This window comes from Mucilaginibacter sp. (assembly GCF_036383575.1).
In the GTDB taxonomy this organism is placed as follows: domain Bacteria; phylum Bacteroidota; class Bacteroidia; order Sphingobacteriales; family Sphingobacteriaceae; genus Mucilaginibacter.
The window spans coordinates 1-17,330 of record NZ_DASVOB010000466.1 but is presented as its reverse complement, the minus strand read 5'-3'; the positions used below and the strand labels follow the sequence as shown (position 1 = coordinate 17,330).

9 protein-coding genes are annotated in these 17,330 nt (G+C 43.1%); 1 reads left to right on the top strand and 8 read right to left on the bottom strand.

Annotated elements, in window-relative coordinates:
* Positions 1-23: 23 nt before the first annotated feature.
* Positions 24-1,079 (bottom strand): HlyD family secretion protein, encoded by a 1,056-nt coding sequence (locus VF500_RS16565; RefSeq protein WP_330860736.1) that lies wholly within the window; start codon positions 1,077-1,079, stop codon positions 24-26.
* 2 nt (positions 1,080-1,081) lie between these two features.
* A complete protein-coding gene (locus VF500_RS16560; protein WP_330860734.1) occupies positions 1,082-2,422 on the bottom strand; it encodes a TolC family protein in 1,341 nt (446 codons plus the stop codon).
* 61 nt (positions 2,423-2,483) lie between these two features.
* Here VF500_RS16560 and VF500_RS16555 point away from each other — a divergent pair, with 61 nt between their 5' ends.
* Complete coding sequence (locus VF500_RS16555) at positions 2,484-3,302, top strand: AraC family transcriptional regulator (protein WP_330860733.1); 819 nt, start codon at positions 2,484-2,486, stop codon at positions 3,300-3,302.
* Here the strand turns inward: VF500_RS16555 and VF500_RS16550 are convergent, their stop codons facing one another.
* From VF500_RS16550 to VF500_RS16525, 6 genes are all read right to left on the bottom strand, one after another.
* On the bottom strand, positions 3,303-6,404 hold the full coding sequence (locus tag VF500_RS16550) for a DUF5107 domain-containing protein (protein ID WP_330860732.1): 3,102 nt from the start codon (positions 6,402-6,404) through the stop codon (positions 3,303-3,305).
* Between the two features lie 7 nt (positions 6,405-6,411).
* Complete coding sequence (locus VF500_RS16545; RefSeq protein WP_330860731.1) at positions 6,412-9,393, bottom strand: glycoside hydrolase domain-containing protein; 2,982 nt, start codon at positions 9,391-9,393, stop codon at positions 6,412-6,414.
* Positions 9,394-9,605: 212 nt separating this feature from the next.
* The gene (locus VF500_RS16540) at positions 9,606-10,622 is read right to left on the bottom strand and encodes a c-type cytochrome (RefSeq protein WP_330860730.1); all 1,017 of its coding nucleotides are present in this window, start codon (positions 10,620-10,622) and stop codon (positions 9,606-9,608) included.
* Positions 10,623-10,633: 11 nt separating this feature from the next.
* Positions 10,634-12,034 carry an aryl-sulfate sulfotransferase gene (locus VF500_RS16535; RefSeq protein WP_330860729.1) on the bottom strand — a complete coding sequence of 467 codons (1,401 nt, stop codon included), beginning with the start codon at positions 12,032-12,034 and terminating at the stop codon, positions 10,634-10,636.
* 88 nt (positions 12,035-12,122) lie between these two features.
* Positions 12,123-13,643, bottom strand: a complete 1,521-nt coding sequence (locus VF500_RS16530; protein WP_330860728.1) for a RagB/SusD family nutrient uptake outer membrane protein — start codon at positions 13,641-13,643, stop codon at positions 12,123-12,125.
* A 39-nt stretch (positions 13,644-13,682) separates the two neighbouring features.
* Complete coding sequence (locus tag VF500_RS16525; RefSeq protein ID WP_330860727.1) at positions 13,683-16,793, bottom strand: TonB-dependent receptor; 3,111 nt, start codon at positions 16,791-16,793, stop codon at positions 13,683-13,685.
* Between the last annotated feature and the right edge of the window lie 537 nt (positions 16,794-17,330).

Genomic DNA, 17,330 nt, shown 5'->3' with positions numbered 1-17,330 from the left:
AGTAATCAGATTGCTCATGTCCGTTAGTTTTTAGGTACAGTTACGCTGGCATTCATACCGGCGCTTAAAAAATCGACAGCTTTGTTATCAATTTTAATTTTTACGGGGATGCGCTGGGCTATCTTCACAAAGTTACCGGTTGAGTTATCGGGAGGCAATAATGAAAAACGTGAACCTGTAGCCGGTGATAATGAAAGGATCTCCCCTTTTATTTTCCTGTCGGGATAGGCATCCGTAGTAATCTCAACCCCTTCGCCAATGCGCATATTGTGTAACTGGGTTTCCTTAAAGTTGGCTACAACCCAAAGACCGGTTTCTTTGTCAACTATATATGCAAGCGTTTGTCCAAGCTGGATCTGCTGACCCGGCTGAATAGTTCTTTTACCCATTTTACCATCATAAGGCGCAGTAACAACGGTATAAGAAACATCAAGTTTATTGCGCTGCAACACCAGCTCACGGCGTTTGATCTCCGAAAGCACCGGCGAGATCTGTGAGCGGCTATCATTGACTTTTGATAATGAAGCCTGGTAGTTATTTAACGATGCCTGGTAATCTGACCGGGCTACATCAAGCGCGCTTTGCACATTCTCCAGTTGTTGCTTGGTTGCCGATTCAGCATCATATAGTTTGGTGAACCGTTCAAATTCTTGTTGGGCTTTAACTAATTTGGCTTTAGTAGCGGCTATCTGTGCCTTGTTTACTTCAGCAATTTTCCCGGCCGTTTCTACATTACTTTCCAGTACGCTCACCTGTTCACGGGCATTTTGCAGGCCTGCGCCTGCTTCTTCCTGCTGTATTTGATATTCACGGTTATCGATAACAAGCAGGGTATCCCCTTTTTTCACGTCCTGGTTTTCATCGTACCTAATTTCCTTAATAAAACCGCTTACACGGGCTGTTATTGGGTTAATGTAGGCCTCGACCTGGGCATCATCGGTTTCTTCATAACTGTACAGGTGCACCAGCGTTATAATGCCCCATATTAATAAGCCGGTAGCAACTATGCCGGCTATCCACGTGGTTATTTTCGTTATTAACTTATCAGTTGCGGTATAAGTGTTTATATGTTTGTTCATGATTAAAGTTTCCCGGTTACGTTTTGTAATTGATAATATTGAAGTTGAGCGGCTATCCTGGCAGCGGCCAGGTCAAAGCGGGTTTGTAATAACTGCGTATCGGCATCAAGCAGATCAGTTATCAGCGAAAGCTGGTTGAAATAGGTATTATTAACAATACGCCTGTTTTCAGTGGCTTGCTGAACATTGGTTTTGCTCACATCTACCCTGTTCAGTGCTTCCTTGTACCTAAGCCATGCTTCGTTAACCTGCTGACGGATGCCATCCTCAGTTTCGGCGTGTTCAATTTCCTGGCTTTCCAGATCCAGTCTTGCAACTTTCACTTTGTGGCTATTATGATAAAAAGATGAGATAGAAAAAGAAGCTTTTACACCTGCAAAACCCAACCCGTACAAACTTGGCGAATACGGGTAAAACAGGATCTGTGGATAGCTGTAATTATAAGCAGCAAACAAGCCTATCTTTGGAGATACATTGGCTTTAACGTTCTTCAGCTTGAGTTTGCTTAGTTCTGTTTCCTGTTCGGAGATTTTAAGCTGATAGGCATTTTTTCCGGCATCAGTCAAATACTCATCGTAGGATTCATTCCCTGTTGTATCCAGCTGAACAGCTTCAACGGGATCTACCCGCTGATCATCAGGCAAGCCTATCAGGATATTTAATTTTTGATTGGCTATCGCCAGATCATTGTCTAACTGTACTAACGAAAGTTTTTGTTTGGAGAGTTTGAGTTCTGCTCTTAAAACATCGCTTTTCAATACAACACCGTTCTTTTGCAGGGTCTTGATCTGCAGCAATTGCTTTTCCTGTGCGGCGATGTCTTTTAACAACAGATCTTTAAAAATTATGCTGCGCTGCATATCTAAATAATAGGCAGCAGCACGCAGTTTCACTTCAGATACGGTTAACTTCTGCTGCTCGCCTGCTATATTGTTTTCGCGTTTACGGGCGTCAATTTCCAGGTTGGTTTTATTGCCATTGTAAATGTTCAGGTAAGCTTCACCGCCTACGGTGTAGGTGGTATGCAAAACCGGAAACTGCGTTGGCGTATTGAAAATACCGTTTTCGTAAACCGGCATATTGCTCACACGGGCGTACTCGCCGTTAATACCGATCTCTGGCAAACGCTCCGCTTTGGCATCTTTGATGGCCTCCGCACTGCTTGTTACACGTAATTGTCTAATTTGTACAGCTTTGCTGTTAATGGCTGCTTTTTGCCAAACCTGGGCTATGGTTAAGGAAAGGTTTTTACTGGTATCAGCAATGGGTTGTTGGGCCTTTAACGAAAAAGCCGACAACAAAACTGGCAACAAGGCCAGGTAAAATTTACTATTAAAGTTCATGGTGATTTAATAATACAAAGGTCGGCACTTGGTAAAAGCTTATTTTATTTAAATTTGCCAAATGCTTATTCATTCCAGCCAAAACATAGATGCGCTTACCGCCGAAAGCTTTTTCAGGGATATAGATCAATACCCCGAATCGGTTTATGTAATTAACTGGAAAACAGAAAGGAACTTCCCCAACCACAGTCACAAAAAAGGGCAACTGATTTATATTGAAGGTGGGATAGCCTATATTCACCTAACCGATAAGACTTTGGTGATCCCGGCGAGGCATTATGTGTGGATCCCCGGAGGAATGATGCATTTTGTGGAAATGCACAAATCAGCAATTACGCGCACGGTGTATTTTTACTGGCACGATGATGAAAGTAACCCTTTTTACACCAAAGGCGGCATCTACCCTATCAACAATTTATTATTGCAGATGCTTATATATTCCGAACGCTGGAATGGTGATGTGCAACCCGATGAACAGGCATTTCATTTTTTAGCGGGAATAAAAGCGATCCTGCCTGAGATCAGCAAAAAAGCTTTACCGGTAGCCTTGCCCACTACCGACAATCCCAGAATGCACCCGGTATTGGATCATATGAATGAAAATGCTTTTGAGCCTTTAACGCTTTCGTCAGTAAGCGAGGAAACTGGTTTCAGCGAAAGGACACTCTCCCGCCTGTTCCAATCAACCCTGCATACTTCTTTTTTACAGTACTTTAAGCTATTAAAAATGGTTAAAGCCATTGAATTGATGCTGCAAACCGATATGTCGATGAGCGAGATCGCTTATAAACTGGGCTACAATAGTCTATCTGCTTTCAGTGCCATATTTTATCAGCTAACTAATATCAGGCCATCGGAGTTTGCCAAGCAGCTGAGATAATTACATTAACCGTTCTAATATCCTGATACTTGCATCGCTCACATCGCTGTCTTTAAAAACCTTGGTTTCAAAAACCTCTTTGCACCATTTGATCACTTTATCGTCGGGATACTTTTGGATCTCGGCATTTAACCAGTTAATTGCTGCCGCACGGCCATCTAATTTTTCAATAGCCCAGGCCGTAACCAAATGATTGGCCGAAAGGAAATTACTTACCGTATTATCAATTTGAGGCTTAAAGGCTACGATCTTATGCAGGGCTTGCGTGGCTTCATCTGCTTTTCCCATTTTTGTATAGCACAAATAGATCATCCAATCTTCCAGGCGCTCATCAATATTTTCGGCATAAGGTTTACCTACGCCCAGATTTGCCGGCCACTTTTTGGCATCGCCAATATAATCTAAAGCTGTTTTGTAGTTTTTAGTGCCCATCTTTTGAACCGCCCGCATTAATTCGGTTTCACGGTATAACTCACGACCGATAGTTGCGCCTTCAAACGGTAAAATATCAATCCGCGATAAAAGCTTGCCACATTCACTATAGCGCTTATTGAGCAGCAATGTTTTGGCATACAACATGCCTATGATATAATTATCAGGATGTGATTTATAAAACGGCTCAACAGTAGTTAATGCTTTGACATATTGCTTATTATTAACATAATACTCGCCAAGCAACTTGTTGTAGCGCCAGCCTTTATCAAGCTTGGCCGCCGTGTTTAGATCGGCCCGAACATCGTCGCCTGCTTCGATGGCAGCTCTTGCCGCATAAAAAGGTGCAAAATCGGGCAGGTTGCCGCATTCAGCAAACAGTTTTTTGCTCTCATCAATACGATTACGGTCTTTATAAAGCAGCGCAAGGAAATACTTTGGCTTCCAGTCATTGCTTTGTTGCATAGCCCATTGCAACACTTCTTCATCACTGTTGCGGAAAGGGAACACAAATGCAGTAGTAGCTGCATTGGCTTTATTTAACGCCTCACTAAATGGTTTTGCCTGCTTATACTGCAAAAAGGCCAGTTTATAATGCACAAGCGCATTGGCTGGCGAAAGCTTTAAAACGTTTTCACTTTCTACGGTACAGCCATTATGATCGTACAGATCCGTCAGATCGAGGTAACTTTCAATAGGCTGCTCATTTCGAATCATTGAGGTAAACGCACTTTTAGCAGCTTCTGATGATTGCCATAGATACTGCTCAAAGCGGGCAAAGTGATTAAGCGGTTCGTAGGCCAGTATCGTATCTAAAACCTGTTCGGCATTTTTTCGCTCGTTCAAATGGCGGTAAGCTATGGCTTGCACCTGTAGCGAAGACACATCGTATCTGTTAAAATCCAGAGCCTTTGAAGCAAACTCCAGAGCCTTTATATCGTTCTTTTCTTTTAGATATAAACTACCTAAAGCTGAGTAAGCAGCATTGCGGTATTCAACAGATAAACCGGCCATATCAAAACCATCTTTAGCATCAGTCACATTACCCAGCTGCGCATTGATAGTGCCATAATAGTAGTTTGCAGCGCCATCATTGGCATTGATGCTCAAAGCAGTTTGGGCAAAAGCCAAAGCCTCGGCATAGCGCATATTACGGTACATCAATGCTGCCGATTGTACCAAAGCAGGTAAAAAGTATGAATCTTTCTTTAATGCTACCTGCAGTTTTTCTTCAGCTTCGGGATACATTTTTTGATCCATGAATTCCTTCCCCTGAGTATATAACCCATAAGCGCTGTTCCAGTCGAAATCTTTTGGCAAATCAACCGGACGACTGAGGTTATCAGCTTCAGGCTTTGAATTATAGATCAGTTTATTAGCACCCAAAGTTACCAGCACATCGCCGGCATCTGCTTTAACCGAATCGGCAAATAACTGTAAAGGGCTTAAGCTTATTTTTTTACTGTAAATCACCCTATCGCCCTGTTTTACAGTTAGCGTATCGGCAATCAGTTGAACTGGGTTGAAATAGAGTTTCAACCAACCACCCTCTGCCTTAACATTAAGCGCGCCATAGTTATTGGCCTGCACAAAACCTTTGGTTTTCAATACCGGATACCAATATTCTGTCCAGGTATCTGAAGTGCCCGGCGCAAAGCCTTTGTGCTTGAACGGCGTAAATGTGCTCTTAGCAGCAGTTTGATTAAACAGCCTCCCCGACTGAATTTCGGAATATTGACCATCGTTATCAGTAAGCTGTTTTTCCCAGATCATGCCCTGATCTGATAATCCCCAGATCCAGATCTTTTTACCGGCTTTATCTTCGTGACCGCCATAACGGGCCATACCAAAATCATCGTTGTGCCAGTAAGCACCAAAAAAATTGGTGTACTTGCCAAACACATGGTATGATTTATAACCGCCAAAGTTGTTATTATCATAAAAGGACAAGTCCTTCCCATTCTGCTTGTTGATAGGCCAGTCGGCATACTCTCCCTGGTGACCAAGGTATTTGGTACCTGGGAAAATATATTCAAGTTTACCACTGGTTTTGATCCCGGTATTCATCCAGTGATAATAAGGCTGTTCAAGTGGTGTTGAGTTATGCCAGAAAGATTTTGTTGTAAAGTAAGCCTTATCTGCCGGAAGATTTACTTCCATTGTCCAGGTGGTGTTGGTAAGCAGATCAAGCACGCCGATGAAACAACTTACACTGCCATCGGCATTTTTGCGGGTCAGATAATCGACCGGGGTAACCGAGTTTGGTGTATGGCCAATAATGCCGTAATTAGGCTCAATACCGCCGCTTGTCCAGGGGCCACGCATGGCAATATCCCTGAATTTCACTACATGGTTTTCATAAACAATTGGCTTACCAGTCGATTTTTCAACGGCCGACCAAATTTTGCCGCCTATCTGAGGTAAAATGGTTAACCTGATGTACGCGTTCTCCAGCTCCACTATTTTCCACTCCTTTTGCACCGGCTTATCCGTAAATCCGTCATAACGGAAATACGGATAAATATTGTTGAATGCCGGTATCGGGTTAGGATCCGAAAAAGGATAAGTGGTAATAGCCTTAGTATACTCACGCACACTTGCCGTTTGCTGGGCAAATGCTTTCAGGCCGCCAACGCAAAGGCATATGGCGATAAACCATTTTTTATTCATTACCGTGTTATTTAATGATCAACAGCCAGCCTTTACCTTTTTCAACCGGAATCCTGTCATTCAAGCCAAATGTTTTGCCTGGCTGAAAGCTTTTAATTTCGGGAGCGGTAATAGTTGCTTTGGCAGGATCGATGCCTAATTTTTCCCAGTCGATATTTAACTGAAAATCGGTATCAGCATCTTCCCAGCTGGCAATGGCCACCATGGCTGCACCATCTTTTTTGTAAACGGTTGCAATTACTTTGGCCTTATCTGTTTTTACCGGATTATCATCAACCCAGTAACCAATCATTTTGGTTCCCTTCATGCCAAAGTTGTCCCAGGCTTTCCAGATCGGGCGCGGGTCAGCACCATCGCTCCATGGCATACGGTTGGTCATCCCGTAAACCATGCCTCGCCATTTGTTGCCACCGCCCTGCAGCATCTCGCCCATCAAACCAAACGGGATCCCACTTACCTCGGTCAGGAAGAAATCAGGATCATTTTTTTCGTAATCGAAATACTCACCAAACCACAAGCGGTTCAGGTAAGGAAAATGCTCCATATACAGGTTGGCGCTGTTGTTAAAACCGTCGCTTTTATTGTATTGATTGGCAGAGTGTAAATCAATAATCCCCGGGTGACCGTCTTTGGTCAATACCCGTTTGATACGCTTCATGGTAACACGGTCAAAGGCCACATCGTCCAGGTAAATACCGTCGATACCTACGTTTTGGGTGAGCCAGTTCATACCTTCCACATAGTAATTATGCCAACGGTTCATGCCGCTGTTAATGATAGCTGCATCTTTAATTTCAGGTACAAACCATGCAGCTATATAATCATCGCCCACATGCTCCTGTAACCAACTAAAGCCACCACCCTTACCCGGCGAGTAAATTTCATGGCCTAAACTGCGCAAGGCAAAAGTTTCATAAGCATGATTTGATAACTCACGAATAGTGTTATAGATCTTCACTTTTAAACCCGCCGCATGTGCCGAATCATCATAAGCCTTCATTTTTTGCCATGCGATGAACGGATAGTTGATAGTAGGGTTTATAGCAGTTGCATGGTGAATATTGATAAGCGTTGCACCTGCACTTTTAATGGTATCAATAGGTTTGTATGAATGGTAAAACCTTGTAGCCCACTGAAAATCGGTATTGATAGTATGGAAAGGTGTTACCAGCAGGGTAAAGTTATAATACAGCTCATCCCCTTTTTTCAGGTCACGCTCGCCGCTGTAGTTATTTGCTAATACCGCTTTGCCATCAAAGGCTACCTTAATACCTCCCTTGTTATCATTACCCCATGAAGTTGGCAGCAATAAAGGTTTTTGCAGATAAAAATTGGTATTCAGCGGACGAACATATTTTTCATCCCTCAATGAATATTGCAACCCACCGTTCACACTGCCTATCCAGGCGCCGTCCTGGTTTTTATGGGCAACATCCCACTTCCATTCAAAGTTTTCGGGACGATAACCACCTTTTTGACCAAGGCCCATCATGTATTTGGCAAAATCTTTTTTAAAGGGGATGTGCATGGTAATATCTTTCAGGCTAACATCCTGCAAGGCTTTTACCTTTACCGTATAAGCCATAAAGCCATCAAACTCCAACGAAGCAGTTACATCCATCTGTAAGCTGTCATTGGCACTTACCGCTGTCCATTGTACCGTACCTGCCTCTTTTTTGGTAAATTGCACACCCTGGCTTTTCAGGTTTATCTTTTTCCCGGCGGCGTCAATAAAATGAAAGTGGATACCTTCGGTAAGCAGGTTATTGGGTGCAGCGGCATACTCCGTCATTTCGGGGGTAAAATAAGTTTGGATCTGTTTTGGGAAACCATCCTTGTTTACTTCTACCTTACGACCCAGCAGACTTATAATGTCGCCATTTACCTCAAGCGGGGTATATGGTGCGATAACTGTATTTTGCTGCGCCATGGTTGAGTTTAACCAACCAAGGCGGGTCATTTTATAGGGCTCGCTTACACCGCCGTCTTTTGATATTTTGGCATTTACTTTTATAGATAAAGCTATCGTTTTTACAGGTTTTCCGTTTATGGCGATGGTGGCTTTACCTGTATAAACCGAGGATGAAGTTGCCATTGGCACATCAACTCCGCACCATAATGCCTGGATATCTCCTTTGGCCACGTTTACTACTTTAGTAAGCGGTTTAGCATCGTATGTAGTACCGCCGGTATTTATACAGAAAAATGCAGAAGCAGGAATAACCTTACCAGTGGCTGATTTCAGATCACTGAATGTTACGTGTACATTTTCGATATCCTGCAACGCATAAATGCCAAGCTGAAATGCGAAGTTTTCTCCGCGGGCAGCTTCACCAGTATACTTGCTTTGCGGACCAAACTCTATCCAGCGTTGCGGCAGGTCTTTGATCATGCGGATGGAGTTCATCCTATCCTCCGGAAAAACCAAAAACGGTTCGGCTTTATGCTTGCTAACCAAGGCCTCAGTCTCTGCTTTAGTGGCGATCACTTCCATAGGGTAAAAGCTATTAAAGGCATCGATCGACTGAAATTCTTTTACCGAAGCCAGTGACGCCTTGCCGTTAACTGTACTAAGCCAACCTGCCGAAGCTGTATTTTCTGGCTTAAGATAAACGCCTTTCGGATAGTTTGAACGGCCCTCATTTTTGTAAGGCATGTAATACACAAAATAAGCGCCCTTGCCCGACGTTGGTTCAAAATACAATTCGCCGCTTTCACGGTTTATTGAGCCTATTTTTACGTTAGTTATTTTTTGTTTGGTTTTGGCATCTTCAATGATAATCCGCTTGTTTTCGGGCTCATTATCCCTGCGTCTCCAGTTAATCACTGCTTTAGCCACTTTACCTGTGCCATTAAAGGTTAGCACCACGCGGTGGTTACCTAATGAATCGGCCAGCCAGCATTTTTCGCAATTGGTATAAGGTACTTTTTGTGCTGAAGCAGCAAAGCCGGTTAAAAGGAAAGTGATAGCTAAAAATTGTTTTTTCATGGAATAAATTTAGTCAGTCTTTTTATAATAAAGCCATGTCATTGCGTAGCGTAACGTGGCAATCGCACGGATGCAAAGCCGCCCTGTAAAGTTCGCGATTGCTTCGTCGTTCCTCCTCGCAATGACATGTTTTTTTCCGCCGCCGCTCGGCTCCAGCCGAGTGGCAACTATTTCGCGGCCTCTGGCCGCAGTATTTTGTTCATCGCTATTGGTTAAATAGCAGGCGTAATCCCCTTGCCTTCCCAATAATCAATGATAGGCTTATACGGCCCGTATTTATGCTGCTGTTCAGAGAAAGGATCTTTAAAAGGGCCTTTATCATAATCAATTGCTTTTTCTTCGTAATGCGGATAATCAACCTCTTTTGAGCTTGAAGGCAAAGGACGTTTATGCTTTTTATCATCATTAACAAAGGCAGCAATATCAAGCGCCTGTGCATCGGTCAAAAAGGCTTTACCTGTGACTGTTTTATCATAAGGCATATTGCCCTTTAACCACTGGGCCAGCTTAACTATCCTGTGCATGCTCGAACCCGGACGGTAAGCCAACATACCCCATACCGGCGGATATTCGTAAGTTATATTATCAAAGCGCATTTTACCTTCACCGTTTTTAGCATGGCAACGTTCACAGTTTTGAGCATATAATACCTCGCCCCTGTCTGATGATGCCGCCACATCCGGTAACTTAACTTCCATGTTCTTTAAACCTTTGGTAGTTTTTGCAACGTTTGATGAATCGCTCAAGAACTTCAGGTAGGCCATGATCGAGATCATCTCCCGGCTATCCAGTGGTAACGGCCTGCCCAAGTTAGGGCGCATTACGCAATTATTGATCCGCTCGGCCAAAGATAAGATCCTGCCTTCTCTTGCCCTGTATTGAGGATAATCACGAAACGACCTTACCAAATTAAAAGCGTATGGCCTTGTACCTGCATCGCGATGGCAATTCGTACAGTTCATTTTATTGCCGGTATAATGCCCGTTAACACCTTCGGGGCCGATGTAATAGGCTGTATGCAACATCAGCTGCCTGCCATAACGTACGGCATCACCGTACTTACCACCGGGCATTTTTGCGGTATCTATAGAAACCAGGTTATTTACAGCTGCTGAATCGGCGTTATCAGCCTCTTCAGCCTTACTACCACTGCATGATACCAACTGCGTAACGTTTGCCAACGCAAACAGCACTAATAGGAAAGTTATATATTGATATTTCTTTTTCATATTCAAATAGGTTATGGTTTTAAATATGGATCGAGCTGTTCGTATTTGATAAAACCGGCGCGGTAAGTTGGCACAGCGGTTTCCATCGTCCACTGCAAAACGCCTTTGTTATCGGCAAGTACCACGATATGCCTTTTTGAGCAGCATACCAGTGTAGTTGTATCGTTTATCATGTATGCGCTGCCCATCCGGCCATTAAAAATCTCTTTAGGTAGTTTGATGTGCATGGCAATAGTTGAGGTTTGATTTTTCTCATCAATTTTCATAGCATAAACGCCCGATTGATGTTTCTCCGCCCCATTATCAAAAAACATCAGGTTTCCCTGCTTATTGATATGGGCGGCGTGTGCCTGGGTAAAGTTGCAGTCGGCAGGCATGGCAATGGTACCGCCCTTACCAAACTTGTAAATTACTTTACCATTATGCGAATCTATCTTCCAGATTTGCCCGTTGTTATAAAATGACATCAGGTAGTTACCATCAACATCATAATTAAGACTGTTGGCATGCATCCAGTCTTTTTTAGTTTTCAGGATCTTAGGGTCTTTCAGCGGATCCATTACATCAAACACACTCCATTTATAAACCTGTTTGCCTGTTTTGTCCATCACCATAATGCCATCGCCGTTCACGGTATCCCGTTTGCCACCACCTATCGAAGTGAGGTCCATTAACCGTTGATCAACAAAAATGGTTACCAGCTGGCCTTTATCATTCTTCAGTATTTCGTGGTGAATGGTTTGCTTAAAATCGCCTTGTCCTTTGGTGAGATGCAGCAACGTATCGCCCAACATATTGATCTCCAGTATCTCGCTGCCGTAACTGGTAGGCTCGTCGTTACGGCCCAAAATGGAGAGCAAGGTTTTATCCTTGGTAAAATTGATCACTTTAAAACCCAACCTGTCAATCATGTGATACCACCTGATCTGCCCTTTGGTATCAACCAAAAATGCCACACCCGGCGCATAGCGTTTGTTGATAAGCATCAAACCGTCATTAAACTGAGCCGGCAGCGAGGCTTTAGCAGCCGTTTTTGCGTGAAACTGTTCCTGCAGAAACAGCGGTAGCTGATGCGATTTAAAAGTATGGGTTTTGCTGACAACGGTGTCACCGTCGTCAACCGTTACAATATGATATGAATAAGTAGTATCGGGTAAAATATTGCAGAGTACAAGCTTGTATGATGTAGCATTACCAGTAGTCGTCGACCGGTATTTTACCGGCTGCTTACCCTCTATCCAATACTCCGCATACAGATCAACCGGTTTACTGGTCGTAACATCAAGCTTTATTTTCAGCTCGTTGTTATTGTACAGGCCTATATGGATTTCTTTTACCAGGTTTCCGCCCGAGCACCCGCAAATGATCGAAACTAATAAACCCGCCGCTAAAACTTTAAACCAATCCTTCATCACTAAAATTTGTAATACCGGTTAAACAGTAAAGAATATACAACCTATTAAAGGCCGTATATTCTTTACCAATAATTGAATTGTATACTTATTGCTGCCTGCCTCCGTTATTCAGGTTAGGATTAATATTAACCTGGGCAAGCGGGTATGGGAAATACTCATCGCGTGGCAGTTGAACAGTATTGGTTTGGCCAATACGTTTCAGGTAAGCGTTCACGATCACATCATATTTGCCAAAGCGCTTGAGGTCGGCCCTTCTTTTCCCTTCGTAATACAGTTCCCAGCCACGCTCCTGCAACAAAGCATCGCGAAAACTCGCCTGGGTAAGGTTGCCCTGTACCAACAACTTGGCATGCGACCTACCTTTAACCTGGTTTACCAATGAAACAGCTTCGGCAGTTGGACCGCCCAGTTCATTTAAAGCTTCAGCACGACTTAGTAATACATCGGCATAACGTAAAACATCAACACTATGGCCGTCATAGTAAGTGTTGGCACCGTTTGGATCAGCATACTTCATGGTTGCAACGTCCGGCATATATAATACACCATCCGGAGCGGTAGCACCCTGTGAAGGAGCTTGTTTGTGCGTTAATCCGTCAACACCCTGGTATTGGGTAAAAAACATTTTTTTACGATCGTCCTCATCGCCATAACTATTGTAAAAATCCCAGGTTACAGCGTAGTACTGCCACCTGTCGGTTAACACGGGATGGCTCAACGGACCAAAGTGGTTCAATAACTCGGTACCGTTAACGTTGGCATCACTCAATACCGAGAAGATATTTTCAGAGCACCATGTATTTGATTCTTTAAACAAACCTGAGTACGTTGGATATAACTGATAAATACCCAGGTCCATTACTTGTTTTGTCAGATCGGCAGCTTTTTGCCATTGATGCTCACGCAGATAGACCTTAGCCAACAGGAACATAGCGGCTCCTTTTGTAGCCCGACCAACATCGTTGGTTGTATAAATATCACTTTTTGTATAATCTGCCGGCAATACATTGATCGCGTTTTGCAAATCAGTGATCATTAAAGCGTCAACATCTGCTACTGGACTTGGAGCGGTTTGAGCCTTGTAATCAGGATTAGCTACATCTTTTTCAGTATTCAGGATCACCGGCCCCCATGCGTCTGTAAGATCAGAATAAGCAATAGCACGTAAAAATTTCATCTCGGCCAAAAACTGATTTTTTTGTGCATCTGTGATACTCTTCATAGCCCCGATATTGTAGATGGCGTTATTGGCATTGGCTACCAACTTGTAAATTTGCCTGTAATCCTCAGCTATCAAACCATTGGCCGAGTTCCACTGCACCAGTGATAATTGTCCCGGATCGCCAGCGTAGCTACAGTGGCCTACATCGGTGGTTAAATCGGTAAGGGCGAAGTGCCTTACTGTCCAATAGTCATAATTATCGCCGACCGAAGGCCCTTTCAGGCGGGCATAAACCGCATTCACAGCCGCAATAGCGTCAGACTTGGTGAGGAATGCGTTTTGGCTTGTTAAGCTGCTATATATTTTAGGTTCAAGGCTGGATTTGTTACAGGAAAACTGAGTAACTACCGCAGCTGCAAGGAGTAGAATATTATATTTTTTCATTTGATTTAAATTTTGTTGATCCCTTAAATGGATAATTCATTAATGGATAGATGCCTTAATACCGAATGTTATCGTTTTAAATGCCGGGAAGGAGTTAAAATCTAAACCACCTCCAAGAGCCGACCGGATCGGAACCTGGCCAGGATGTGCGCCAGTGTCATCGGCATGTACGTTTGCTTCCGGGTCAGTACCTTTATAACCAGTAATGGTCCACAGGTTTTGCGCTTCGGCATAAATCCTGATGCCCTGTAAAATTTTCATATTTTGAAATAACGAGGCCGGGAAGTTGTATGCCAGTGTAAGCGATTTCAAACGTACATAAGAGGCATTTTCAACAAAACGTGAGTTTACATAGCTACCATAGGTGCTCAGGTAATAACCTTCACGCGGGATAGCTGTATTTTCATTTTTGCCTGCAACAAACCTGTTTAATGCGGCTGCACCGGTGGTTGATTCCAGTACCATGTTGTTCATATTGTACAGGTAGTAATCAAACGCTCCCTGGAAAAATATACCAAGATCGATGCCTTTGTAATGAAAATCGTTACCAAAACCGGCCATGTAATGTGGGTTTGAGTTGCCCAGGTAAGTACGGTCGGCCGGAGTAATTACACCATCGCCATTAACATCTTTGTATTTAGGGTCACCTGCTTTTGAATTTGGTTGCGGGGCATAGCTTTCCCCTGTTTTTATAACACCCTGGTATACATACCCATACAATTCACCCAGCTCAATACCTGGTATAACCCTTGTAAACTCCTGGCCCGAAACGGTACCGCTTGGGTTGGAGGTATTAGTGCTTATTATTGTAACCCCCGGACCTAAATCTAACGCCTTTTGTTTATTGTAGGCAAATGTAATTGTAGTATTCCATGTCAGGTCTTTGCTGCGTAGGTTGCTGGTATTTACCGAAAGCTCAATACCCCTGTTTTGGATAGCACCGCCATTTATCCATTGTGTTCCGTTAGTGGCACCCCATTGTGCCCCAATCGGTACCTGGATCAGCAGATCGGTAGTTTTTTTACTGTAATAATCAATACTTGCGTTGATACGGCCATTAGCAAAGCCCATATCTAAACCAATATCCAATTGTCTTGTTGCCTCCCATTGAAGGTTAGGGTTTGCAAGATTTTTGGGCTCGATACCTGGTTGCAATTGCCCGCTTCCATTAATTACCGTGTTATAGGAGCCAAAAGTTGCAAGATATAAGCTTGCAGGGATACGGTCGTTACCGGTAACACCGTAGCTAACACGGGCTTTTAAATTTGAGAAAGTATTCAGATCTTTTACAAAATCTTCATCAGTTAATTTATAAGCCACAGCACCAGCCGGGAAAAAGCCAGAACGCTTGTTTGAACCAAACTGCGACGAGCGGTCATCACGATAAGAGAATGACGCCAGGATCTTATCCTTATAGGCATAATTTAACCTGGTGAAGTATGATGTGAGGAAAGCCTCCGCCTTGCTGCTTCCGTAACCATTACTTAATGATCCGGCATTTAAATTATAATAAAGGAACGCATCAGTTGAAAAGCCTTTTGCACCGGAAAGTAATGACTCGGCAACATCTTTTTGGTTTGATGTACCTAACAATACGGTAAAATCATGATCTTTTTTGATATTGAATTTATAAGTAAAGTAGTTCTCAGCAATCCACCTGAAGTTTGAATAGATCTGTTCGGCAGCTACACCACCCTGTTTTGCACCGGCAATTGTAGTTGTTGGCAGGTATTGCCCTGTAGTGGTTTGGTTATATTCGGTACCTGCGGTAAGGTGATATGTTAACCCGTTGATGATCTTATAATCTAAACCAATATTGGCGTTTATCAACTTATTCCCGTTGTTATTGGTCGGTTCCAAAAGGCCGGCCAAAGCGTTTGTCTTTGTGCCCTGGGTAACATAATAGTTATAAGTGCCATCGGCATTGTAAGGCGCTACGTTAGGCGGTGCGGTAAGTAAACTGAACAATGGCGCAGTGATATCGCCTGAGTATGATTGCAACGTTGCACTGGAAGTAGCACCGTAGAAGTTACCGCTGATCTTAATGTTTTCATTCACGGTTTTTTCGGCACCAATCCTCGCAGTATATCTTTCAAAACCGGTACGTTCCAGCACACCTACTTGTTTAATGTGATTGCCCGCTACATAGATCTTTGAATTTTGATCGCCGGAACTTAAACTGATGCTTTGATTTTGAACAGTTGCATTGCGGGTAGCCAGCTTTAACCAATTAGTGTTTGCCACCTGGAAACTTGAAGGATATGGCTGTGGTTTGCCATCTTCAAGAGCAGTAGCATTTTGGATATCGGTATACTGCTGACCGGTTAGCAGATTCGGTTTATACGTTAAATATTGCGTACCGCCTGATATATCAGCATCTAAAGAAACTTTACCATTTTTTCCTTTTTTGGTGGTGATCAAAACAACACCATTACCACCTCTTGAACCATAAATAGCAGTTGCAGATGCATCTTTAAGCACCTGGATGTCTTCGATATCGTTGGGGTTAACCTGGCTGCCGGCTTCACTTATGAAACCATCAACTACATAAAGTGGTGCTGTAGAAGTATTGATGGAGTTACCACCCCTCACGGTAATATTGATACCTGAACCTGGTGCAAAACTGGCTTGCTGAACTTGCACACCGGCTGCTTTACCCTGAATAGCCTGACCGATATTAGACGTAGTGCCGCCAAGTGTCAGGTTATCACTTTTTATAGAGCTGATTGAGCCGGTTAAGTCGCCTTTTTTAACGGTACCATAACCAACTACAACTACTTCGTTCAGTTTGTTGAGGTCTTCCTGTAAGGTAATAGTTATATCGGTTAAATTTCCCACAGATACTTCCTGTGTTTTGAATCCTACGTAAGAAACAACCAATACCGTTGAGTTACCCTTTAATGTAAGCTTAAACTTACCGTTAACATCGGTAGAGGTAATATTTTTAGCGCCTTTTTGAGTTACAGTGGCTCCAATGATGGGGCCATCTTTATCTTTTACATTACCACTGATAATTGTTTGCGCATTTGCAAGCACAGGCAATAATAAAAGCAGGCAACAGCACATCAATTTAAAAAGGCCATTTGTCTGCCTCCTTAAATAAATGTGTTTGCTGAAGCCCTGGTCGGGGTTTGAGTAAATTTTAATCATACGTGGTGGGTGTTGGTATTAATTAATTGTTAGTTTTCTGTTGCGATTTAGTCCCGTTTTTGAATAATGGAAATTAGAGATACAGGATTTTGAAAGCAAAAAAACGCCCCTGCAAACACAGCGCAAACGTTTGTTTTGGCCTAAAACAGGCTTACGCAAACGTTTGACTCAAAGTAATTTGCGGTAATAATGGGCAATAATTGAGGTTATTTGAGGTATCAAACAAGCATTTAGCGTAGAGAATTAGGTATTAATGCTATGCAAACGGCGCATTTAAAGACAACGATGGAAGAATTTGATTATGAGCGGGTTGATATACATATGTCATTGCGAGCACAGCGTGGCAATCGCACAGAAGAAGAGCCGCTCTATATAGCATGCGATTGCCACGCTGTGCTTATAATGACGTGCATGTAAAGTATTCATAATCAAGCTGCATTTTGGAGTGTAAGGCCGAGTTTTTGCGCTTCTTTTTGCAGACGAGCGATCTTTCTTGCCTTTTGGATTTCAGGATCCTGCTGAACTTTACTACTGTCG

Bases quoted from the DNA above. Each gene is read 5' to 3' on its own strand.
- VF500_RS16565 (WP_330860736.1), bottom strand. From the start codon at position 1,079: ATGAACAAACATATAAACACTTATACCGCAACTGATAAGTTAATAACG.
- VF500_RS16525 (WP_330860727.1), bottom strand. From the start codon at position 16,793: ATGATTAAAATTTACTCAAACCCCGACCAGGGCTTCAGCAAACACATT.
- VF500_RS16540 (WP_330860730.1), bottom strand. From the start codon at position 10,622: ATGAAAAAGAAATATCAATATATAACTTTCCTATTAGTGCTGTTTGCG.
- VF500_RS16560 (WP_330860734.1), bottom strand. From the start codon at position 2,422: ATGAACTTTAATAGTAAATTTTACCTGGCCTTGTTGCCAGTTTTGTTG.
- VF500_RS16550 (WP_330860732.1), bottom strand. From the start codon at position 6,404: ATGAATAAAAAATGGTTTATCGCCATATGCCTTTGCGTTGGCGGCCTG.
- VF500_RS16535 (WP_330860729.1), bottom strand. From the start codon at position 12,034: ATGAAGGATTGGTTTAAAGTTTTAGCGGCGGGTTTATTAGTTTCGATC.
- VF500_RS16530 (WP_330860728.1), bottom strand. From the start codon at position 13,643: ATGAAAAAATATAATATTCTACTCCTTGCAGCTGCGGTAGTTACTCAG.
- VF500_RS16555 (WP_330860733.1), top strand. From the start codon at position 2,484: ATGCTTATTCATTCCAGCCAAAACATAGATGCGCTTACCGCCGAAAGC.
- VF500_RS16545 (WP_330860731.1), bottom strand. From the start codon at position 9,393: ATGAAAAAACAATTTTTAGCTATCACTTTCCTTTTAACCGGCTTTGCT.